Raw genomic sequence first — 22385 nt, 5'->3', positions numbered from 1 at the left:
TTGCACTGTTTTCACGGCAGTGGAACACTGCCGGCTAACTGTGTACTTCTTCCCGATTCCCTGCCGAGAAGATCTCCATTACCTCGGGCGCGGAATCCGCTTTCTCAAGCTGGTCGCGGATTTCGCTGCTACCGGCGAGGCTTGCTAGTTGGCTCAGGAGCACGACTTGCACATCGGGCTGATCGTCGGGGGTGACGAGCAAAAACACCAGCCGCACGATTTCGCTGGAATCCGGGTTGAACAACACTCCTTCCTGCGACCTGCCAAACACAACCAGCGGCCGTGTGAGCCCGGGTACGCGGGCGTGGGGAATCGCCACGCCGCAGCCTAAACAGGTGGGGAGTTCGCGTTCCCGCTCCAGGGCCAAATAAGTGACGTCGGTCCCCAGCGGCAACAGCCCTGTGGGAATGTTTGCTGCGAGCTCACTGATAACTTGTTGAGGCGTGCTGCCGCGTAAATTTAAAACAACACCCCCTGTCAGTAGAGCTTCTTGCAAGAAAATCTTGGGCTCGCGCGGGTATTCATCTTCGATGCGACCGACGACCTGCTCCAGAATGTCTTCAATCGTCACCAGCCCGACGGGACTACCGTTGTCTTCCACGAGGCAAACCGAGGCATTCTCGCGCTGGAAATGAGCGAGCGCGGTTTCGATGTCGGTGTTGGCACTCACGGCGGAAAGTGGTCGTGCCAGTCGCAGCCAATCGGTGCTCTCGGTTCCTTCGGTGACAAGATCTTTGGCCAACAGATACATGGTTGTCCGCCCGGTCTGAGAATCAACAATCGGCCAGCGGGAATAGTGATGCTCGGCGACTTGCCGGCGGACCTCATCGACGGTGGCGGAACTGGAAAGCCGCCGCACACGTGTCCAGGGGACCATGATCGATCGCACGGTCTGGGTTTGGAGGTTGCTGACGTTTTCCAAAATGAGCTGCGTCCGCAGATCGCGTACCGCATGCTCGACCGATTCCTTGCTGGCTCCTGTGTCGACAAGCACCAGCCGCGCGAGCGCGACGGCGGCTTCCCCTTCTTCAAACACGGCGGCGGTGGCCCCGGCTTGTTCCAGGTACTCGCGTTCGCGCAAATAGTGGGCACGAACAAGGATTCGCACCTTGGGATTAAGATTTCTGGCCAAAGCCACGATCGCCGTGCGTCCCGTGGCTGCCGGGAGAGTTAAGACAAGATGCGTCGCCGTTTTTACGCCCGACTGTTCGAGAATGGCTTCCCGTGCTGCATCGCCAAAAATGGCCACGCGCCGCTGGGCGTGTAATTCAGTGATGGTGTCCATGTTCATATCAATGACGACGGTATCCATCCCGGCATCGCGGAGAAGTCGATCCACGGCACGACCGACGGGGCCATATCCGATCACGATGGCGAGCTTGGCGTCGTCGCCGTAGGCGGCAATTTGAGCCATCGACACGTCATTCGCTCCTTGCACGCGACGTTCGGCCCTGGCGTTTAGTAATCGCCACAAACGCGGATGCTGACGGAGCCAATTTTCGATGGGGTGTAAGCTACGATAAAGAATTGGGTTAATCGTAATTGATAATATTGCCCCCCCAACAAGCAAACTATGCCCTTCGATCGGCATCAACCCGTATTCTTGCGCGAGGTTAGAAAGAATAAAGGAAAATTCACCGATTTGCGCAAGCCCAAGGGCCACGGTCAAACCCATTCGCACTGAGTGACCTAAAAATGCCACGATGATGACTGCCGAAACTGATTTCACGACTAGGATGATCCCCATCGTCGCGAGGATCATGAGTGGTTGACTCACTAGAATGTCGGGATCGAACAACATCCCGACTGACACAAAAAACAGTACTGCAAAAGCATCGCGCAGGGGCAAGGCGTCGGCGGCAGCCTGATGGCTCACGGGGGATTGGGCCACAACCATGCCGGCCAGAAATGCGCCAAGTGCCATGGAAGTTCCAAAGAGCACGTAGGTCCCAGCGGCAATTGCGACCGAGAATACGAGAATTGTCAGGGTGAAGAGCTCGCGAGAGCGCAGGCGAGCCACCTTCACCAACGCCCAGGGTACGATCTTTGCTCCTGCAATCAACATAATGGCAACCATTGCCACGAGCTTCATGAGCGCCCAAGTAATTGCTAGCGCGGGATGCGATGTTGGGCCGGCTGCGACTTCCACACCTTCCGTTTGACCTAGCACAGGAATCAGCACCAGAACGATGACCGAGAGTACGTCCTCGACCAAGAGCCATCCAACAGCAGCGTGGCCTTGATGCGAATTGAGCTCTTCAGCATCCATCAGTACTCGCATAAGTACGACAGTACTTGCAATCGATAAGGCGAAACCTAGGACGAGGCTCGTGTCCGTTGAAAAGCCTAACCAAGTGTAAATCGGCACGGAGACGACCGTACAAATCAAACAATGTGCGATAGCACCAGGAATAGCGATCCCCTTAACCGCCAACAAATCTTTGAGATGAAAATGCAAGCCAACACCGAACATCAGTAGAATGACGCCGACCTCGGCCAGCTGATGGGCCAAGTTAATGTCGGCTTCAAACCCGGGCGAATGCGGACCGATCACCACCCCAGCGAGCAGGTAACCCACTATTGGGGACAGGCGCATTCGCTGCGTCAGCAGGCCCAGGACCCAGGCCACGGTGAAGCCTATCGCTAGCGTGCTAATCAGGGGATATTCGTGCATATGTATCGAGCTAGGTGGGGTCGCGACGTGTGAATGAATGTGTCTCGCCCAAACCTAACCCAGATTGTCGGTCGGTTCCACCCCGATCCATGTCTGCTCTGCAAAACAGCGATCAGAACCGTCTCAGCCTCATCGCGAGTTGGCTTTCAATCGATGAGTCCTATAATCGAACAATAGTTTCCAGCCATACACTTTTGAACTTGGAACATGATTATGACTGCAACCGAGCGCCCCGCGACTCTGGCTGAACTCCGCGCCAGCGGTTGGCAATCGAAAACTGTTAAACAAGAGATCCACGACAACTTCATGCGCCGCTTGCAAGCAGGCGAAGAACTGTACCCAGGCATCATCGGCTACGATGATACTGTCATTCCTGAACTGAATATCGCGATTCTCGCGCAGCACGACATTCTGTTCCTCGGCGAGAAGGGACAAGCCAAAAGCCGGCTGATGCGGTTAATCGCGGGCTTCTTGGACGACGCGATTCCCTTCATCGCCGATCCCGAGATTCCCGTGCATGACGATCCATATCAGCCGATCACCACGCGCGGGAAACAAATCATTGCCGAGCGCGCGGCCGAAGATGTTCCCATCGGTTGGTGGAGCCGTGAAGATCGGTATGCCGAGCGACTCTCCCCGGGGACAAAGTTTGCCGACATTATTGGCGAGATCGACCCCGCCAAATTGGCTGCGGGCATCAGCATGAGTGCCGAAGACTCCCTGCACTTTGGTTTGATCCCACGCATGCACCGCGGCATCTTCGCGATGAACGAACTTCCCGAGTTGGATGAGCTCGTCCAGGTCGGCTTGTTCAACATTCTGGAAGAACGCGACGTGCAAATCCGCGGCTATCCCATTAAGTTCGACATCGACGTGCTGATCCTGTTCAGCGCGAACCCCGCCACTTACAACCGCAGCGGCAAAGTGATCCCGCAGCTTAAGGACCGCATTGGCTCGATGATCCAGACTCATTACCCGCTCGAACGCGAGCTGGGCGTGCAAATCTTGGAGCAAGAGGCGGAGAGTAAGGGGGATGGTGGAAAGGGGAAGGCGGAAGATACTGAAAATGGTGTCGTCGTTCCTTATTTTATGAAGGAACTAGTGGAAGAGGTCAGCCGAGCCGCGCGGAAATCGAAATTCGTGGATCATCAATCTGGGGTGAGCGCGCGGTTGTCGATTGCCAACTTTCGCACGATGCTGGCCAGTGCCCGGCAACGGGCGGCCGTGCTGGGTGAAACACCGGCCGTGCCTCGGATAAGTGATCTCGGGCATCTCTATGCGTCGTCACTCGGCAAGTTGGAACTCGACTTGATGGGGACCCATCAAATGAGTGAGAAGCAGGTGCTCGATGCGGTGCTGGCCGAGGCGATCGCCACGGTGTTCAACGAATACGTCGACAAGCACGGTCTTGCTGAAATTGCGCAAATCTTCTCCGAAGGAGTGAAGATCGAAGTGGGCGATATGTTGCCGTCCTCCCACTATGCAAAACTCTTGCAGCGCGTTCCGCCAGTCTGGGATAAAGCCTTCGAGGTCAACGCCAGCCAGAACGAAGCCGTGCGCGCCTCCTGTGTGGAGTTCATCCTCGCGGGCCTGTACGCCACCGACCGCATCAGTAGGAGCCAATCGCACGGGCGGATTGTGTATGAGATGTGAGCCGCATGAACCCGATCAACTACAACCTCGAACCCGATCTCGCCTGCGATGAGTTCATCGACCTGCTTGTGCGTTCGACACTTGCCGAGCGGCGGCCCGTGGATGATCGTGTAGCGATCGAGGGTATGCTGCGTAACGCTGACGTGATAATCACGGCTCGTAGCGACGGCATGTTGGTCGGCATTTCGCGGGCCATCACCGACTTTGCTTACTGCACGTATCTCTCTGATCTCGCCGTGGACGAACAGTTTCAGCGCAAGGGAATTGGCAAGGAACTTGTCCGCCGGACCCACGCAGCTGCCGGTCTGAAGACTCGATTGATCCTACTCGCCGCCCCGGCTGCGGCGGATTACTATCCCCACATCGGCATGCAGAAACACGATTCTTGCTGGATGATTCTGGGTGCTAAATAGCCGCTGGCCTTAGGATTCGAGTAGCTAATCCTGACGTTTCGCGACCTGATCAGCCCCATTCTGGTGCAAGATCAGCATCGCTGCTTTGCCATTCTTCTCGCCGGCAAAGGTGATTTGGGCGTCAATCACCTTGCACGCGAATTTCGTTTCCGATTCAGGAAACACTTGGAGCGGTGGTTGCCCGGTTCCTTGAACCGTGAGTTGATCTCCTTCGAGTTTGACCGTCAGCGCAAACTGACGCGTGATGGCATACACACCTTCATAGGACTTGAGCGTGCGCGGCGAAACTTTGACAACGGCTGGGGCTGCCGGTTGCTCGATCGTTTCTCCCAAGGTGATCCGCGTAATATTTTCTCCAAACTCGGTGATCTTGTCGCACGCCGTATTGCACAGCACAACGACGCCTGCGTCACGCGCCGGAACAACGGACACCCACGAGGCATAGCCCCCCGTCATGCCATTGTGCCAACGGGTGATACCGTCGGATTCGATATGCCAAGCGAGGCCTATGGCTTCGCCTTCTTCCATTGCATGCCGCTTTTCGTGCGAACGTCGCAGGGCTTTTGTCAGGGGTTGGTCATCCTCGACATGATTGGCTGCAATGAACTTGAGCATGTCGTTAACCGTCGAGCGAATCCCTCCCCCACCAGCGAGAGTCGGAATATCCCAATTCTTCGATTTTTGCAAAGTCGCGTCAAAGGGCGGAGCAAGCCGCTCGCGTTGTTTGTCGGTCAGCTTGATGCAGGTGTCATTCATATCGCATGGTTTAGCAATCTGTTCGATCATGAGTTGTTCGTAGGGCACTTTCTCGCGACTCGACAACAGAATTCCTAACAGGCCCATGCCGTAGTTCGAATACTCGTACTCGCCGGGGAGACGAGTCATCTTGTAATTCTTCAAGAATTCAAATGCCTGACGGTGCGTATAGTCGGCGTAGGGATTCATGATATCGGCCGGCGACAAATTATCCGGCAAGGCTGGCAACCCTGAGGTGTGGGTGGCCAGATGCTCGAAGGTGATGCCCGATCGATTGGTCAGTGATGACCTTGTGGCCTTGGGCAAATACTTTTGCAGCGGATCATCAAGCTTCACTTGTCCACGTTGCACCAAGTCGGCGAGCAACACGCCCGTGAAGACTTTGCTAACCGAGCCGATTTCATAAATCGTATCACCGTCGGGGGCGATGGCACTTCCTTTCTCGGTTTCTCCGTAACTCAGGATCTGAGTTTCGCCGTCCTTATAGATCCCGACAACGAAACCGACGGCCAGCCCGTCGTTCAATAGAGACTGCGCGAGCGGATCGACCTCGGCTTTGAAATCAATCGCCCTGCCCTTCAAAGGGATGAGCATTACTAGACATACGGCCAAGAAGGAGGCTGTTTTCAAAATTCGCAGGTAATTTGACATGGGATAAACCCTCGTGTGTGCTGACTATCGTTTGTTACTATTGGCTATCACCGAATGATTTCACGGTTGCTTCGACGATTTCCCAAGCGGCCACTTCCGCCAACTCGTAGTCGCCGTCGTTGGATGTGACGGCCACCACCATGTTCTTGTCGGGGATGAACGCCACGAGGGCATACCACATCGTGTTTGTGCCGTTGTGCCAATACACGGTATAGGGAATTTCTGTGCTGGGCTCTTTCCTGACCCAACCACTGGCTTGTTGATCCAACTCGGGTGTGTGCAGCCGTTGATAATTATCCGCCGAAAGCAGTTTTCCTTCACCAAGCTCGCCACAAAGATGTTCCGATGCATAAGCGCAGAGATCGCCAAGCGTCATATGCACGGCACCCGCGGGACTCATGATAAATGTGTTGTCTCGCTTATCATTGGTCGCGACTTTCAAGTGCCGGACGTTCCGATGACCCCGCGGCTGTTCGAGTTTTTCGTCGGAGCTTGTCGGGGGCCCAAATCCCGAGCCCTTCAAGTCGAGCGGTTCAAACACTTCGCGTTTCACAAGGTCTTCCCAAGTCTCGCCGGTGACCTTCTCGGCCATAGCCGCGGCTAGTGTCATGCCCACATTCGAGTACACATTTTTTTCTCCCGGCGGATAGTCAGGTTGGTCAGCCAGCACTTCCAGCACGGCCTCACGGCGAGCCTTTGTGGATTCGGAACCAAGTGCAGGATGCTGGCGACGAATCTCGATGGAAAAGCTGCGCGGCGCGCCGGCCGTATCTGTCAATAACTGCTTGAGTGTGACCTGACGCCAATCTTCATGCACCGAATCATCAGGAAAAATTTCGCCGACGGTATCATCCCAATTCAATTTACCGGATTCGATCAAGCGCGCGATCATCGTGGCGGTGATGCTCTTGGCGATTCCTCCCAGATGCCAGCGGTCGTCGATTTCGAGCGACACCTTGCTGTCGATCTTGCGTTCACCTTGAACCGCTACGGCCTCGACTTGCCCGTCGATCATCACCATTGCGGCCAGCCCGACGAGATTTTTCTTCTTGCGCTGCTCGGTGACTAAGCCTGCTAGCCAATCTCCCTTGGGACCGTTGCTTTGGGCAGGCCCGTCATAGGTTACCTGCGGCTCGACGCGGAATTCTTTTTTCAAGGCCTCATACTTAATAGCGCGACGATTGGCCTCGGTTAGGGGAACATCCTCGAGGATCTGTTCCTTGGCGTCTTTCGGAAAGAGGGGGACCACGACCAATCGGACACTCTCCGACGGCTCGTGCCCCATGCCAGCCATCAGTTCGACGAGGTCCTCCTCGAACCGTTTCTGCCACAAGTCGTCGTAGGTCGTTTTGCTAAAGTCGATGATCTTCGTGATCGAGACATCATCAATCGACACGAGCTTAAACCACTCGCCGTCGACCTTGACCTCGGGCTGAGAATCTTCCCAACGCACCGCCGCGAACGGAGAAACCTCGGGATAACCCGCTATCGCTTTGCCTGAGAAAAACGCTGCGATGGAGGCGATAATCACTACGCCCGCCGCCAAGACAAAATTTGAAATCAATGGCTGCCACGCTGGCCCCTCAACGGCGTCTATCAGACTTTCTTCGGTGTTGAGTTGTTCCTGATCCGTGCTGCTGGATTCATCTTGCAGACTTGAGAGCAAGGCAAGCAACTCTTGCCGGCGTGGCATGAGTTGCGTCCGCACGGCGCGTTGATTGAGGTAATAAATGCCCGTGTATAAAGCGGCCACGAACAGGCCAGGGAAAATGGCGGACCAGATATTCGACGACCTGAGCCATGCTATGTGAATAAAGAACGTGAAGAGCGAAATCACAAACGGCAGCAAGTACCACCAGAAGACATTGCGCAGCAACCAAATTTGATGCTCCACGTCAGCTAAAGAAGCCCGCACGCTTTGGATCAGTGGCTCACCAGGCCCAAATTGTCTTGGCTTATGGCGAATGCGGTCGATCGCAATAAACCCGGTCACCCAAATGCAGGCGGGTACGGTGAGATACCAAGTCCATGGCAACGACAACATCGCCCCCATAAAGAACCATACCGGAATTAAACCCAAACCTACGACAATCTCACCGATATCGCGCCCTAAAATTGTCCCTTGGAATGTTTGTTGGTTACGCAGCACTTCATTGAGCAACAAATTCGAATCAACAGTGACGCGAGAGCGAGCCGTTTGCGACTGCCAGGCTTGTTGAAATTTGTCGGGTTCCATCGCATTATCTCGGTTCATGGGACTCGCCGTTCATCAAAGCGCTGAGAGTTTTTTTCGCGCGGTTGAGCTTCACTCCCACGTTGCTTTCGGAAATGCCAAGCACCTCGGCCATTTCTCGATAACTCAATTCATCCAAATACAATAGCACGAGTGCCGCATCGCCTTTCGGCAATTGATGAATGGCGTTGTAAAGCTGTTCGACCATTTCACGTTGCTGCACGTTCTCCGCACTGTCACAGCCCTCGGTGATAACTGTTTGCACTTCCAGCAATGGTTGCTGCAATTTTCGGCGGGGTTTGTCCTTGCGTTGCCAGTTCATCGCCGTGTGCAGGGCCACGCGGTAGAACCACGTCGCCGGGCTGGAATGACCCGCGAAGTTGGGCAGCGACCGCCACGCTTGCAGCAATATTTCCTGCGCTAAATCCTGGCACTCGTCGCTGGTGAGCGTGTAGGCGCGCGCGACCTTCAACACCGACGAGCCATGCTCATCCAGCCACGAGAGAAACACCGATTGTTGATCATCCTCAAGCAACTCAAACCTGCTTTCATAGGTGTTGGTAACTTGAACGAGTTTGGCCTTACAAAGAATTCAAAAAATTAGTCCACCTATCGTACAAAAACCGTGCGTGATGAATCGGCAATTGCTGACCGCAGGCCGCATGGCCGACTGGACCACCGCCGCCTGCCGAGAAAATTTTCCCGAAGAACTCGCCATTAAGACTCATCCGCGAACGGCAAATCTGGTCTAATGGTGGGTTGGGCGCTACGATTGTAGCTTCAGTAAGATGCCTCTCCGCGGATCACAACGACCCCACCTGCCATGCAATTTGAGCTAGAATCACCGTTCCAACCCGCCGGGGACCAGCCCGCTGCCATCAAAAAGCTCGTCGAAGGCCTCAAGCACGGCCAGAACGAGCAAGTACTCATGGGTGTGACCGGCAGCGGCAAGACGTTCACGATGGCGAACGTGATTCAGCAGCTCCAGCGCCCTGCGCTGATTCTCTCGCACAACAAAACACTGGCCGCCCAATTGTATAGCGAGTTCAAGGAATTTTTCCCCCGCAACGCGGTGAGCTATTTTGTTAGCTACTACGATTACTATCAGCCGGAAGCCTATATCCCTCAACGGGATATCTATATCGAAAAAGATGCTTCGATCAACGAAGAGATCGACCGCATGCGCTTGGCAACGACGAGCTCGCTGGTCAGCCGCCGCGATGTGATCGTGATAGCCAGCGTGTCGTGCATCTACGGCTTGGGCTCGCCGCAAGACTATAAGGACATGATGGTCGGTTTGCGGGTCGGCGAGTCCCTAGATCGCGACAAGGTGCTCGAACGCTTGATCAACATTCAATACGAGCGCAACGATACCGATCCGGCGCGCGGCAAGTTCCGCGTCCGTGGCGATTGCGTGGAGATCTGGCCATCGTATGAAGAGTTCGCCTATCGCATCGAATTCTGGGGCGATGATATCGAGAAGCTGTCTATCATAGACGCCACGTCTGGCGAGACGATCGACAACTTGAACGAAATCTACATTTACCCGGCCAAGCACTTTGTGTTGCCGGAAGATCGCATCCACAATGCGGTCGATAGTATTCGCCAGGAACTCCGCGAACGCTTGGAGCTATTCCGCGAACAAGGCAAGTTGCTCGAAGCTCAACGGCTCAATGCGCGCACCCGCTTCGACGTAGAAATGATGATGGAAGTGGGCTACTGCCCCGGGATTGAAAACTACAGCCAACCGTTGAGTGGCCGCGCGCCGGGCGAACCACCGTTCACGCTGTTCGACTTCTTCCCTAAAGATTTCTTGCTGTTCATCGACGAGTCGCACGCCACGGTGTCGCAGATCGGTGCCATGTACGCTGGTGACCGCAGCCGCAAGACGACGCTCGTGGAACACGGTTTCCGTTTGCCGAGCGCGCTCGACAATCGACCGCTCAAGTTCGACGAATTCAAACAGCGTTACAACCAAGTGATCTACGTCTCGGCGACTCCGGCGGCTTACGAACTCGAACGCACCGGCGGCGAAGTTGTTGAACAGGTGGTCCGGCCCACGGGGTTGTTGGATCCCGTGATCGAAGTGATCCCCGCGCGTGGGCAAATTCCGCATTTGCTCGAACAGATCAAAGAACGGGCCGCCAACGGCGAGCGAACTCTTGTGACCACGCTGACCAAGCGTCTGGCCGAGGATTTGTCGGGTTATTTCTCCGACAATGGCGTGCTCTGCAAATGGCTGCACAGCGAGATGGACGCCTTCGAGCGCGTGGAAGTCTTGCGAGATTTACGGCAAGGTCGCTTTGAAGCGCTGGTCGGTATCAACCTGTTACGCGAAGGTTTGGACCTACCGGAAGTTTCGCTCGTGGCGATCTTAGATGCCGACAAAGAAGGCTTCTTGCGGAGCGAAACATCGCTCATGCAAACCATCGGCCGCGCGGCTCGTAATGTCAACGCGAAGGTGATTCTCTACGCCGACAAGGTGACCGACTCCATGCAGCGAGCGATCGACGAAACCACACGCCGCCGCAAGTTACAACAAGCGTACAACGAGAAGCACGGCATCACCCCCGAAACGGTCCGCAAGGCGATTCACCGCGGCATCGAAGCCACGGCCGCCGCTCATGCTCAAGCGAACGCCGCCGTGGGCAAAACCGAAGAGACCAAATACATCACCGAGGAATACATCGCCGAGCTCGAAGTTGAAATGCTCACCGCTGCGGAGAATCTCGAATTCGAACGGGCCGCAGCGATTCGCGACCGCATTGAGCAGATGCACGATGCGATCGGGCAACCGGTCGATGCCATCAAGGAAAAAGTCGGCGGATCAGGAAAACGCCGCCGCGGTGCCGGCAAGATGGGGAACAAAGTTCCCAGGCCCAAGCGGGGTGTCTAGTCGACGGCAACCACTCGAAGTATCCTCGTTGCCATGCACAAGCAGCATGACAACGAAGAGGTCGCGATCACGCCTGCCGACATGGAGCGATTTCATCGCAACGCTCCGATGGCCCTGAAACGCCGCGCAGGGACTTACGCATTCGATGAATTGGGCAATGGATTGCGTTCTCTCTTTCTCGGCGGCGTTCCGCTTGTGGGGATGCTGTGGTTCGACTGGTCGGCCCGCCAACTCCTGATGTTTCTGCTGGTTGGTACGTGGGTCGCAATCTTGTGCGATTTTGCCAAATTGTGGTTTTTGGAAAAGCAAATTCATCAATGGGCCGCGGCGAGCTACGACAACTGGCATGTCTGGACGATTGTCGCTGCTTTGCGCGCTGGAAAAACGACGGCTCTTAAGTCTCATCTTCGTGCGAAATACGAACCGTGGATGGGGGCCTTCGTCGACGTGCTTCTTGGCGGAATTGGGACTGTGCTGCTTTTGGTCATGTTGGCCGAAGCAGGCGAGAAGCTTGATAGCACGTTGCTGGCTAACCGTGGCGTTCGCTTTTCTTTAATCAGCCTGATTGTCTATCAAGTGCTGTTTACGGTTTGGGAAATTTTCTCGCACAAGCGCGAGAAGTGCGAACGCCCAGTGAAGGTCGCTGTCGGCATGCGAGGCATTGGATTGTTTCTGCTGTTGTTTCTCGTGGTGATGACCACGGATGGCCAAACCAAAGAAAGTTCCATGTCCCGCATCGCGATGCTTCTGGTCAACTGCGGCATCTTGCTTTTGGGGATCGGCACCATGATCGGACCGCTGTTCCTCCGCGGGGAAACCAACTGGCTTAAGGAATATCTCGCCAAGCGGGCGACCGCTAAGAAACAGTGAGCGGTAAAGTTTGACTAATTTGTTTTTTCGGCAACCCAAATGCACATTGAGCCGCGTTGAGCGTGCTCCGATTCAATGCCCCCCCCTGCCCTTGCCGAATGGAAGTTATGACGGACTTTGCTGAGTAACCACCCTCAAAGCTTGCGGGCATCCTTCTATGTCTTCACGAACCTTGCATTTTTCGGCGATCTTGTTGGCGTTTTCGTTCTGCCAGGTGTGGGTGGCCAGCCAAGCCAATGCTCAACGTCCGACCAAGGCGGAAATCGAAGCCAAGGACGACCAGAACGAGTGGTATTACGGCGCGAGCGAAGAAAAACCACGCGAAAAGTCCATCGCCATGCAGAAAGCCGAGCTGAAGGCCCAGCAGCGGATGGACCGTTTGGCCTCGCTGCGCTGGTACGGCTTTACGCCCGGCCGTCCGACGGCAGCCACCATGCCGTTCACAACTTCGATGTACTCACCAGCCTGGACCCGTCCCGGTGGTCAGCCTTTCTCTTGGTACACCGGCTATCAACAACCGATTCTCAACACCTATCCAGCGTCTTGGTACTGGTAAGCGTCGTACTGGTAAGCGTCGTTGGTTCTCAGCGTGCGACCAAGTACGTTTGGGTTCCTGCGACTTGCTAAGTCGCGGCTACGAAGATCGTAACGACTTCCTAAATACGGCTAAACGTTTTACTGTCGCGTCCGACTTCTGGCTGCTCGACATGCCGCCAGTAGATTCGCCAGATGCTTGGGCTGCTTGAGCCCTGCCTGTGCGTGGGTGAGTTCTTCGGAAAGCTTACGAGCTTCGCTCACGACTTCGGCGCCGACTTCGGCGGGCTCGAGACTGGCAAGAATCTGAGTTGCTTTGGCAACCCCGGCCCAATCTTCGGCGGTCGTGGCATGAAAGAGTTGCTCGATGACGTCCAACTGGCCATCGACAATTTCTGTGACGCGGCGGCAATCACGCGCCAACCGCGCGTGGATGCGCGCAAGACTCGGCAACGAGGGATAGTCGGTCGTGTCCATGGCGGGAACGCGCTACGCTAGGCCGCAACGCGCGAGGCTTGGTGAGCACCAACGTGCATTTTGCGAATCACTTGGGGAATCAACCGTTCGGTCGCCTGACGCACGATGTCGGCCATCGATGCGAATTCGACATTGGTCGATTTGGCAATCGCGAGGCGCGTTTCGTGCATCACGATTTGAGTGGCCCGCGCCCGCACGTAGCCACGTGCCTCAGCGAGGCTCATCCCCACCATGCGACCATCCACCAATTGACAGACTTCGGCCAAGCTTTGCTCGGCGATCTGGCGAATCAATGGCTCGACGTTGGAACGGGGGTGTCCAAGTAACAAACTGATGATTTTCTTGATCAAGGTAAGCTCCTTCGGCCTTGAGTGGGCTCACCGAACGGTGCCGCGGCAGCCTATCCCTGTGAACCGGTATCTATTGAATCGAGTCCTAGGTGCTGGCAACTGCAAAAGATCGGCGCCGCTTAGCGGGCTCGCCGTATCAGCCAAAGTACTCACATATTACCTGGCTTACTCAACCGAAAAAATAGCCGCACTTGACCGAAACCCCTTGATTGCTTAACTTTGCACGAACAGCAGCAAATTCGGATTAACCGCTCAAGATTAGTGGCTGACTCGTCCGAAAATACGTTGCGAAGCGTTCAGGAAATCTGTCCTGAACCACGAATTAGGCGCCGTGGCCAAGTGGCTAAGGCATCGGATTGCAAATCCGACATCGTGAGTTCGACTCTCACCGGCGCCTCATGCTAAGGAGAGCTGCTTGCATTATCCTATGTGATGCAAGCAGCTCTTTTTTTGTACTTATCTTGATATTTTTGTCCTTATTTCGGCCCGCCCAGAATTAGCCATGCCGTTTATCCACGACGACTTCTTGCTCCGCACCAAAACCGCCCAACGGCTCTACCACGAGTTTGCCGCGGACGAACCGATTCTCGATTACCACACCCACCTCCCCCCGGCGGAGATGGCCTCCAACAGCCGCTTTGGCGACCTTGCGAAGGTCTGGCTGGGGGGCGATCACTACAAGTGGCGGGCTATGCGGGCGAACGGCGTCTCTGAACGATTCTGCACCGGCGATACCGCGCCTTACGAAAAATTCCTGGCCTGGGCGCGCACCGTGCCCCAAACGCTGCGCAATCCGCTCTACCATTGGACCCATTTGGAACTGAAACGGTATTTCGACATCGACGAACTGCTCGACGAAAAAAGCGCCCCGCGGATTTGGGAACAAGCCAACGCCCTGCTCAACACCGATGAACTGACCCCCAAGGGAATTTTCCAAAAGTTTAAAGTCCGTGCCGTTTGTACGACTGACGACCCGACCGACAATCTCGCGCATCATAAGCAGATCGCGGGCAGTGATCTTGGCACGGGGGTCTATCCGACGTTCCGTCCCGATCGGGTGTTGGAAATTGATCTGACTGAGCAGTTCAACACGTGGGTCGATAAGCTCGCCGCCGTGAGCAACATGGCAATCAGCAAGTTTGCCGACCTGCTCGCCGCACTGAAACAACGGCATGACTTCTTCCACGAGCAGGGCTGCCGGCTTTCCGATCACGGTATCAACAATTGCTACGCTGATTTTTGTGACGAAAAAACCGCGGCGGCGATCTTCGACAAAGCTCGTGCGGGCCATTCCGTGTCACCCGAGGAGCAGCGCCAGTTTGCCACGCACTTGATGGTTTACGTGGGCCAGCTCAATGCCGAGAAGCGCTGGACGATGCAGCTGCATTTGGGCGCGCTGCGCAACGCGAATTCGCGGCTACTGAAGCAACTCGGCCGCGACGTCGGTTGCGATTCAATCGGCGATTCACCACAAGCCACGGCCTTGGCGAAGTTCCTCGATCGCTTGGAACAAGAGAACGCACTCCCGAAAACAATTTTGTACAATCTCAACCCGGCGGATAATTACGTGATTGCCACGATGATCGGCAATTTCCAAGACGGCGAGATCGCCGGCAAAATTCAGATGGGTTCCGGCTGGTGGTTCCTCGATCAATGGGAAGGGATGCAGTGGCAGATGAACGCCCTGTCGTCGCAAGGACTGCTCGCACGGTTCATCGGCATGCTGACCGATTCGCGATCGTTTCTGTCGTATCCCCGGCACGAGTATTTCCGCAGATGTTTATGCGACTTGCTGGGAACCGACGTCGAGAACGGTGCGATCCCCGATGATGATTCACTGTTGGGTCCAATGGTTCGCAATATCTGTTACCACAACGCCAAGGAATATTTAGGTTTGGCGGTTTAACTTTCTGGAGTACAAAGCGTGAGTGTCCCTGCCATCTTTGACCAACTCGAAGCCACCGGCGTGCTTGCGGTATTGATTATTGACAATGCCGCGGATGCCGTACCGGTTGCGGAAGCCTTGCTCGCTGGCGGCGTGAATGCGATGGAACTGACGCTTCGCACTGATGCAGCCATCGATGCTCTCAAGGAGATTCGCAAATCCGTGCCGGAGATGATTGTCGGCATCGGCACGATCCTGATGCCCGAGCAAGTTCGGCAAGTGGTCGCCGAAGGGGCTGCCTTCGGCGTGTCGCCAGGGCTCAATCCTGCGGTCGTTGAAGCGGCGATCAAGGCCGACTTACCATTTGCACCGGGTATCGCCACGCCTTCCGACGTGGAAATGGCGATCACGTGCGGTTGCCGCCGACTAAAATTCTTTCCCGCCGAAGCGCTCGGTGGTTTAAATTACTTGCGAGCGATGTCGCCGCCGTACAATCATTTGGGCGTCAAATACATTCCGCTGGGGGGTGTTGGTCCCAAAAACTTGGCGGAATACACGGCCGAACCCTTGGTCGCGGCGGTGGGTGGTTCGTGGCTGGCTGCTCGCGAAAAGATCGCGGCCAAAGATTGGCAAGCCATCGAACAGAACGCCCGTGAAGCCCGCACGATCATCGACACGGCCCGCGCGAGCTAATCGTTGGGCATCGTCTCGTTGGGCATTTGGGCTGCATCGGGAATTGGTTCGATTGCGGTGCCACGCAATTTGAAGTCATCAAAATTGCCATGGTCATCGAATGTGCCTAGCCCCACCCTGCCCCAGGTAAATCGTTTGTCGTTGGCGGTCATCAGCGGCGTTTCTAGATCGTCAAAGTAAACTTCCATACTGCCCGTCTCGACATTGCGGCGGACCTCGACTTGATGCCACTCGCGGCCCCACGGCGTGCCGGTGGATTGCTTGTCGGTGATCATCTTGCGGTCGGCACCATCGACAACAAATATCTGACAGGAATGCGGATCGGGTTTCGCGCCGAGATGGACGTAATAAAAATGCGCGGGATCTTGGTAGCCCCAGAAGATGCATAAGTCGCGATGTTCGCCCGCTTCGTAGTTTGTGTTTTGCACGCGCACGGAGAGCTCAAAGTCTCCCACGACGGGTTCCTTCAAGAGTGCAATGTTCCAAGGACTACGATAGGGCGGTTCGTACTTACTACCACCCATCGCGCGGGCATATGTTTCTCCGACGCCTTTGAGCTTAATCGACTGGATCGTCCACGTCGGGTCCGCACCCGGGGGATCCGACGTCTGCCAACGCCCGAGATCCCCGTCAAAGGATTCTTCCACCAAAAGTGGAAGCTCCTCGGCGGACGCAACACTCGCGAACGACACAATAAGCAAACAGAGCAACAGCGCACGGCATCGCATAAGATTCCCTCGAATTGGTGTGCGAGAAGAACCTTATTTAACGCCACGCGAACGTGCCGTGCAACCCGTTAGAGGACGATCCACAGCACGCTGCCGGCGATCAGCAGAAAACCGAGCGCCACGACGGAGACCAGAACCCCAGCCACGCTAAAGCTGGCAGTCAGGTCGTCCTTGACGAGATTTTCCTGTTCGCTTGTTTGAAAGCTGCGAAACCAAACGGGATGGCTTTCCACGGAATGCCAGCTACGCAGACTATCAAGCGGAGAATGTGAAGCAGTTGCCATACAGAGACCCTTCAAACGTGAGTTCATTCTTGGGGAGCGTTGACCATCGCCGAAACGAGGTCCAAGCTCGTAATAATTCCGATGGGTTTCCCCTGACGATCGACCACGATCAAGCGATGAATGTGTTCGTGGCACATGATGTTTCCAGCGTCGACAATGGACCGATGCTCGCGAATCGTTTGCACGTGGGGCGACATGTGCGCTCGCACCGATTCGTTGTCGAGTTCCTCGGCGCGCAACAACCCCGAACAATCGATGTTGGTCACCACATGCGTCACGCAGTTGCAGCCCACTTCGTATTTCGATTGCACGAAATCGCTGGCACTTAGCACGCCTACACAACGACCGTAGTCGTCGACGACTGGTGCTCCCGTGATGCCATAGTTATGCAGCATCTTGGCAGCCTCAATCATCGAGCAGTCTTCGTGAACGGTGATGACATCCCGAGCCATCACCTGCTCGACGCGCAAATTTGCGAGTTTTTGCATTGCAGTGCTCATGGTTCGATCCCCATTTACGAAACAGTTACACGCCTTGCTGAGGGCATGCTGACTTAACGCTTGCTAGAAATCGCAAAAGATGGTCCGCTAGCTTTACCCAGCGAAAATGGCGGTATTTTCAGCAAAATCTGGTTTTCCACAGTGTGAAAACGTGCGTACTCGCACATCCAACCGAATCAAAATGCACAGGGCGGGGTTTGGTTAATGAACACCGAACATTGCGGTTTACTTCAAAAACTGGACCTATTCCTTGCCGCTCCCAAGCCCGCGAACCATGTCTCGAATCCAAAGCGATGTCCCCGCACTTCGCATCAATCTCGTCAACGAAAAATCCGTTCGGATCGATGGGGAGTTCGTGCTGTATTGGATGATTGCCAATCGCCGGGCACATTGGAACTTTTCTCTGCAACGGGCCGTCGATTGGGCGGCGGAAATCAAGAAACCACTTGTAGTGCTCGAGGCGTTACGTTGCGATTATCCTTGGGCTAGCGATCGGCTGCATCGCTTTGTCATTCAAGGGATGATTGACAACAGCAAGTCATTTTCAAAATTCAAGGCGACTTATTACCCGTATCTCGAACGCAAGCCAGGTGACGGCGATGGACTGCTCGCGGGACTGGCCGCGCGGGCTTGTGTAGTGGTGAGCGACGACTTCCCTTGCTTCTTCCTGCCAAAGATGGTGACGGCTGCTAAACGGCATATCCCCGTTCGGTTTGAGATTATCGATTCCAACGGGTTGCTGCCGATGAGAGCCGCGGATCGCACCTTTTTGCGGGCGTTTGATTTTCGTCGCTTCTTGCAGAAAACTTTGACGCCTTACTTGGCTGAACTCCCAGAAGAAAATCCGCTGGCCAGTGCTAAGTTTCCTCAACTCGAACAGTTACCTCCGGAAATTGTGAAACGTTGGCCTGCCCTTGATGCGGAGCTACTTGGCAAGTTGGCCCAGGATATGAGTTCACTCGCCATCGATCACACGGTCGGCCCTGCCCTGTTTGACGGTGGCGAACAAGCGGCCCACAAGCAAATGCAATTGTTCTTGAAGCAACGGTTGAGCGAATACGCGGATTCGCGAAACCAGCCGCAGCAGGAAGTCGCCAGCGGTTTGTCGCCTTATTTGCACTTCGGGCATCTCTCGGCCCACGAAATCTTCGCCGCGACGATGGCCCATGAAAACTGGAATCCCAACAAGTTGGCTGCCAAGGCGACCGGCAGCTCCAGCGGTTGGTGGGGCGTTGATCGGGCAGCGGAATCTTTCTTAGACGAACTGATCACGTGGCGCGAAGTTGGCTACAACATGTGCTCGCGCCGGCAAGATTATGCTCGTTACTCCTCGCTTCCTGACTGGGCACAAACGACATTGGCCGAGCATGCCGACGATCCACGCGAATTCAAGTATTCTCTCGCTGAATTCTCTGAAAGCCGCACACACGATCCTCTGTGGAATGCGGCGCAACGACAATTGGTGACCGAAGGCCGCATGCACAATTATTTGCGTATGCTGTGGGGCAAGAAAATTCTGGAATGGTCCTCTTCGCCGCAAGATGCACTTGGCGTGATGATCGAGCTTAATAACAAGTACGCGGTCGATGGCCGCAATCCCAACAGCTATTCCGGCATCTTCTGGGTCCTGGGAAGGTACGACCGTGCCTGGGGGCCTGAACGGTCGATCTTCGGCAAGATTCGGTACATGTCGAGCGAGAATACGGCGCGTAAAGTCAAAGTGTCGGAGTACATCGAAAAGTATTCCGACAAACACCAACCCAGCTTGTTTTGATCCATGACCACGATTGCCACAATTTTGTTATGGAATCTTGCGCTCGTCGCGGGCGTATTTCTTGTGCTGTGGCTGTTCAGCTTAGCACTTCGAGACGCCAGTATCGTCGATCCCTGTTGGGGGATGGGGTTCGTGCTCGTTGCCTGGCATACGTTTCTTATGAGAACGCCGCCGGGACCACGCGGTTGGCTCTTGATCGGACTCGTAACCTTGTGGGGAGTGCGTCTTTCGGGATATTTGCTCTGGCGCAACTGGGGGCACGGCGAAGATCGCCGCTATCAAACCATGCGCGAGAAACATGGCGCTAAGTTCTGGCTGGTGAGCTTGTTCACGGTGTTTCTGCTGCAAGCCGTGCTATTGTGGTTCATTTCCTGGCCCGTGCAGATGGGGATCGTCTTCGGGCAGCAGCTCAAACTGCTCGACTACGTGGGGGCTGTGCTTTGCTTAACCGGCATCGTCTTTGAAAGCGTCGGCGATTGGCAACTGGCACGTTTCAAAGCGAATTCCAAGAACGCAGGTCGAGTTCTCGATACCGGATTATGGCGTTACACACGGCACCCCAATTATTTCGGCGACTTCTGTGTCTGGTGGGGCATCTATCTAATCGCGGCCAGTGGCGGTGCCTGGTGGACCGCTCTCAGCCCGCTGGTGATGAGTTTTTTCTTGATGAAGGTCAGCGGCGTCACTCTACTTGAAAGCACGATCGTCGAACGTCGCCCCGAGTATCGCGACTATATCCAACGAACGAACGCCTTCTTCCCGGGACCACCAAAGCACTAAACTTATTCTGCTGGTAATGCCGCGTGCTCGAACAAGTAATGCGATACAAACCATTCCCCACCATCGCGATAGCCGAATAACTCGGCGCACGACATGAAGAACATCCGCCATCGCTGCAAGCGCACGGCGGCCAGGCTGGGATCCACACCACCGCCAAATAATTCCAGCAGCTCATCGCGATGTGAATCGAGATTCTTCAGCCAAGCCTCAGCCGTGCGGGCGTAATGCTGCCCATTCACGGGCCATTGCCGTGTCACTTGGAGATTCTCGCAATACTCATGGAACAGATCCGCCGAAGGCATGATCCCACCCGTGAAAAAGTGACGAGCCATCCAGTCGCCGGAGCCACGGTCCTCAAAGGCATAAGGCGTTTCGCGGTGGCAGAACACATGCACAAACAGCCGGCCGTTGTCAGCAAGCCAATCGGCCACCCGTCGCAGCAGTTCGGCATGATTGCGGACATGCTCGAACATTTCGACTGAAACGATGCGATCGAATCGTCGTGAAGTTTGGAAATCAGCAATGTTGGCCGTGATGACTTCCAGATTGGTGAACTCCGCTTCGCGAGCTCGCAACTCAATAAACTGCCGCTGCGTGGCCGAGTTGGAAACCGCGACGATCTTGGCCGTGGGATACTCTTCCGCCATCCACAAGGCCAGCGACCCCCAACCGCAACCGAGTTCCAAAATCTCCATGCCGTCGGCAATCTCCGCACGCTCACACGTGAGTTCAAGCATCGCTTCTTCGGCAGCGGCCAAATCGCGGCACCCAGCTTCCCATAGCGCACAACTGTATTTCATCCGTGGCCCGAGCACCTGGCAGAAAAACTCCGTGGGGACTTCATAATGCTGTTCGTTAGCTTCTGTTTCCGCCAAGAGGAGCGGACCTCGCCGCATGAGTTCTGCGAATTGGGACGTACTTTCCGCCTGCTGCTCAATTCCCTGCAGTCGGGTGGCGAGCAATCGTCGTATGCCCATCCGTATCGCTTTGTCGGGCAGCCATTCTTTCTCAGCGAGATCAATCAAGACATTGGCGGCCATCGCTAAACTCTCGGTTTGACGTACAACATCTGCTTGAGACCAATCAACTGCTCACGAAAGCCAGCTTCGCAATAGCAAAAATAGTATTGCCAGGTACGAATGAGCCGTTCACTCATCCCCAACTGGCGAATCACGTCGAGATTCTGATGAAAGTTTTCACGCCACAACTCAAGAGTTCTTGCGTAGTCAGCAGCAAAGTCATCTAGCCGCGTGAGCAACAGCGAAGTTCGCCCAGTCGCCTCGGTCATCGCGCCCAGTGAAGGCAAGCAGCCTCCCGGAAAGATATATCGCTGTATAAAGTCGACCGATGTACGGTACTTCTCGTAACGCTGGTCGGGAATTGTAATTGCTTGCAGGGCGAACTTCCCCCCTGGCCGCAAGAGTTGATCGCACTTACCAAAAAACGTGGGAAGAAACTCATGCCCCACGGCCTCTATCATTTCGATTGAGACGATCTTGTCGTACTCTCCCGTGAGATTGCGATAATCGCATTGCAACAGCTCAACGCGATGCTGCAATCCAAGATCGCGGATTTTCTGCTGAGCATAATCGTGCTGGGCTTGCGAAATCGTGGTCGTGGTCACGCGACAGCCATATTCACGCGCTGCATAGCAAGCAAATCCACCCCAGCCCGTGCCGATCTCCAGCAAATGATCGTGAGGCTTGAGTTCAAGCAATTGGCATAACCGCTCGTACTTGGCATGGGTGGCCTCGGCCAACGTCGTTTGTGAGTCCTCGAACAATCCCGACGAGTACGTCATCGTGGGGTCGAGAAATGTGCCAAAGAAATCGTTATTCAGGTCGTAATGAGCGGCAATGTTTTGCTTGCTGCCAGCCACGGTATTTGAGGCAAAAACGTGACGCCATTTCGCCAAGAATTTTGTCAGCCGTACCAATCCCAAATCAAACCTGCTCAGTACGGACGTGTTGCGAGCAATGAACTGCAACAAAGTTACCAAGTTATCCGTTTCCCAATCGCCGCGAATATAAGCCTCAGCCGCTCCGAGCGTACCTCCTAAAACCACGTCACGATAGAAACGGGGGTTGTATACGCGAAGTTGAACGGAATTGCTGGCCAAATCGCCAAAGCAAAAGGGCTGCCCACTATCGATTAAAACCATCTGTCCATGCCGTAGGTGTCCCAATCGCTTCAACAGCGCAGCACGGCACCATCGCTCGATAGTCGTCGGAGCT

General features: G+C 55.1%; 20 protein-coding genes and 1 tRNA gene. 10 read left to right on the top strand and 11 right to left on the bottom strand.

What is annotated here, in order from left to right; genetic code table 11:
* Nucleotides 1–34 precede the first annotated feature (34 nt).
* On the bottom strand, nt 35–2674 hold the full coding sequence (locus AC6T8Q_RS00205) for a cation:proton antiporter domain-containing protein (RefSeq protein WP_500677171.1): 2640 nt from the start codon (nt 2672–2674) through the stop codon (nt 35–37).
* Nucleotides 2675–2887: 213 nt separating this feature from the next.
* On the opposite strand from AC6T8Q_RS00205, the gene AC6T8Q_RS00200 reads away from it, so the two are divergent.
* Nucleotides 2888–4327: a magnesium chelatase gene (locus AC6T8Q_RS00200; RefSeq protein ID WP_500677170.1), complete on the top strand. Its 1440-nt coding sequence runs from the start codon at nt 2888–2890 to the stop codon at nt 4325–4327.
* 5 nt (nt 4328–4332) lie between these two features.
* The gene (locus AC6T8Q_RS00195; protein WP_500677169.1) at nt 4333–4740 is read left to right on the top strand and encodes a GNAT family N-acetyltransferase; all 408 of its coding nucleotides are present in this window, start codon (nt 4333–4335) and stop codon (nt 4738–4740) included.
* Nucleotides 4741–4764: 24 nt separating this feature from the next.
* Here the strand turns inward: AC6T8Q_RS00195 and AC6T8Q_RS00190 are convergent, their stop codons facing one another.
* Genes AC6T8Q_RS00190 through AC6T8Q_RS00180 form a run of 3 tightly spaced genes read right to left on the bottom strand, consistent with a single transcriptional unit; the run spans nt 4765 to nt 8915 of the window.
* Entirely contained in the window at nt 4765–6147 is a 1383-nt protein-coding gene (locus AC6T8Q_RS00190; RefSeq protein WP_500677168.1) for a serine hydrolase, read from the bottom strand.
* 37 nt (nt 6148–6184) lie between these two features.
* A complete protein-coding gene (locus tag AC6T8Q_RS00185) occupies nt 6185–8401 on the bottom strand; it encodes a serine hydrolase (protein ID WP_500677167.1) in 2217 nt (738 codons plus the stop codon).
* Nucleotides 8388–8915, bottom strand: coding sequence for an RNA polymerase sigma factor (locus tag AC6T8Q_RS00180; RefSeq protein ID WP_500677166.1), 528 nt, complete (start codon nt 8913–8915; stop codon nt 8388–8390). The genes AC6T8Q_RS00185 and AC6T8Q_RS00180 overlap by 14 nt, the downstream gene beginning before the upstream one ends.
* 288 nt (nt 8916–9203) lie before the next feature.
* Here AC6T8Q_RS00180 and uvrB point away from each other — a divergent pair, with 288 nt between their 5' ends.
* The 3 genes from uvrB (at nt 9204) to AC6T8Q_RS00165 (ending at nt 12702) form a co-directional block, all read left to right on the top strand.
* Entirely contained in the window at nt 9204–11276 is a 2073-nt protein-coding gene (gene uvrB / locus AC6T8Q_RS00175; RefSeq protein ID WP_500677165.1) for an excinuclease ABC subunit UvrB, read from the top strand.
* 33 nt (nt 11277–11309) lie between these two features.
* Nucleotides 11310–12146, top strand: a complete 837-nt coding sequence (locus AC6T8Q_RS00170) for a hypothetical protein (RefSeq protein WP_500677164.1) — start codon at nt 11310–11312, stop codon at nt 12144–12146.
* 157 nt (nt 12147–12303) lie between these two features.
* Entirely contained in the window at nt 12304–12702 is a 399-nt protein-coding gene (locus AC6T8Q_RS00165) for a hypothetical protein (RefSeq protein ID WP_500677163.1), read from the top strand.
* Nucleotides 12703–12821: 119 nt separating this feature from the next.
* Here the strand turns inward: AC6T8Q_RS00165 and AC6T8Q_RS00160 are convergent, their stop codons facing one another.
* Entirely contained in the window at nt 12822–13157 is a 336-nt protein-coding gene (locus tag AC6T8Q_RS00160) for a hypothetical protein (RefSeq protein ID WP_500677162.1), read from the bottom strand.
* 17 nt (nt 13158–13174) lie between these two features.
* A complete protein-coding gene (locus AC6T8Q_RS00155) occupies nt 13175–13507 on the bottom strand; it encodes a hypothetical protein (protein WP_500677161.1) in 333 nt (110 codons plus the stop codon).
* 325 nt (nt 13508–13832) lie between these two features.
* Here AC6T8Q_RS00155 and AC6T8Q_RS00150 point away from each other — a divergent pair.
* The 3 genes from AC6T8Q_RS00150 to AC6T8Q_RS00140 all read left to right on the top strand — a co-directional run bounded on the left by AC6T8Q_RS00150 (nt 13833) and on the right by AC6T8Q_RS00140 (nt 16085).
* Nucleotides 13833–13904, top strand: a tRNA-Cys gene (locus AC6T8Q_RS00150).
* A gap of 105 nt (nt 13905–14009) precedes the next feature.
* Nucleotides 14010–15413 (top strand): glucuronate isomerase, encoded by a 1404-nt coding sequence (uxaC, locus tag AC6T8Q_RS00145; RefSeq protein ID WP_500677160.1) that lies wholly within the window; start codon nt 14010–14012, stop codon nt 15411–15413.
* Between the two features lie 18 nt (nt 15414–15431).
* The gene (locus AC6T8Q_RS00140) at nt 15432–16085 is read left to right on the top strand and encodes a bifunctional 4-hydroxy-2-oxoglutarate aldolase/2-dehydro-3-deoxy-phosphogluconate aldolase (RefSeq protein ID WP_500677159.1); all 654 of its coding nucleotides are present in this window, start codon (nt 15432–15434) and stop codon (nt 16083–16085) included.
* On the opposite strand, the gene AC6T8Q_RS00135 is transcribed toward AC6T8Q_RS00140, so the two are convergent.
* The 3 genes from AC6T8Q_RS00135 to AC6T8Q_RS00125 all read right to left on the bottom strand — a co-directional run bounded on the left by AC6T8Q_RS00135 (nt 16082) and on the right by AC6T8Q_RS00125 (nt 17597).
* Nucleotides 16082–16813, bottom strand: coding sequence for a hypothetical protein (locus AC6T8Q_RS00135; RefSeq protein ID WP_500677158.1), 732 nt, complete (start codon nt 16811–16813; stop codon nt 16082–16084). The genes AC6T8Q_RS00140 and AC6T8Q_RS00135 overlap by 4 nt on opposite strands.
* A 68-nt stretch (nt 16814–16881) precedes the next feature.
* A complete protein-coding gene (locus AC6T8Q_RS00130; protein WP_500677157.1) occupies nt 16882–17097 on the bottom strand; it encodes a hypothetical protein in 216 nt (71 codons plus the stop codon).
* A 23-nt stretch (nt 17098–17120) separates the two neighbouring features.
* Complete coding sequence (locus tag AC6T8Q_RS00125; protein ID WP_496921846.1) at nt 17121–17597, bottom strand: CBS domain-containing protein; 477 nt, start codon at nt 17595–17597, stop codon at nt 17121–17123.
* 274 nt (nt 17598–17871) lie between these two features.
* On the opposite strand from AC6T8Q_RS00125, the gene AC6T8Q_RS00120 reads away from it, so the two are divergent.
* Nucleotides 17872–19371: a cryptochrome/DNA photolyase family protein gene (locus AC6T8Q_RS00120; protein ID WP_500677156.1), complete on the top strand. Its 1500-nt coding sequence runs from the start codon at nt 17872–17874 to the stop codon at nt 19369–19371.
* Nucleotides 19372–19374: 3 nt separating this feature from the next.
* On the top strand, nt 19375–20151 hold the full coding sequence (locus AC6T8Q_RS00115) for a DUF1295 domain-containing protein (protein ID WP_500677155.1): 777 nt from the start codon (nt 19375–19377) through the stop codon (nt 20149–20151).
* 2 nt (nt 20152–20153) lie between these two features.
* On the opposite strand, the gene AC6T8Q_RS00110 is transcribed toward AC6T8Q_RS00115, so the two are convergent.
* Complete coding sequence (locus AC6T8Q_RS00110; RefSeq protein ID WP_500677154.1) at nt 20154–21191, bottom strand: SAM-dependent methyltransferase; 1038 nt, start codon at nt 21189–21191, stop codon at nt 20154–20156.
* Nucleotides 21192–21193: 2 nt separating this feature from the next.
* Nucleotides 21194–22312: a class I SAM-dependent methyltransferase gene (locus tag AC6T8Q_RS00105; RefSeq protein ID WP_500677153.1), complete on the bottom strand. Its 1119-nt coding sequence runs from the start codon at nt 22310–22312 to the stop codon at nt 21194–21196.
* Between the last annotated feature and the right edge of the window lie 73 nt (nt 22313–22385).

This window comes from Bythopirellula sp. (assembly GCF_041737835.1).
Classification (GTDB): domain Bacteria; phylum Planctomycetota; class Planctomycetia; order Pirellulales; family Lacipirellulaceae; genus Bythopirellula.
The sequence above is the reverse complement of the archived record's forward strand: the minus strand, read 5'-3'. Positions and strand labels throughout refer to the sequence as shown.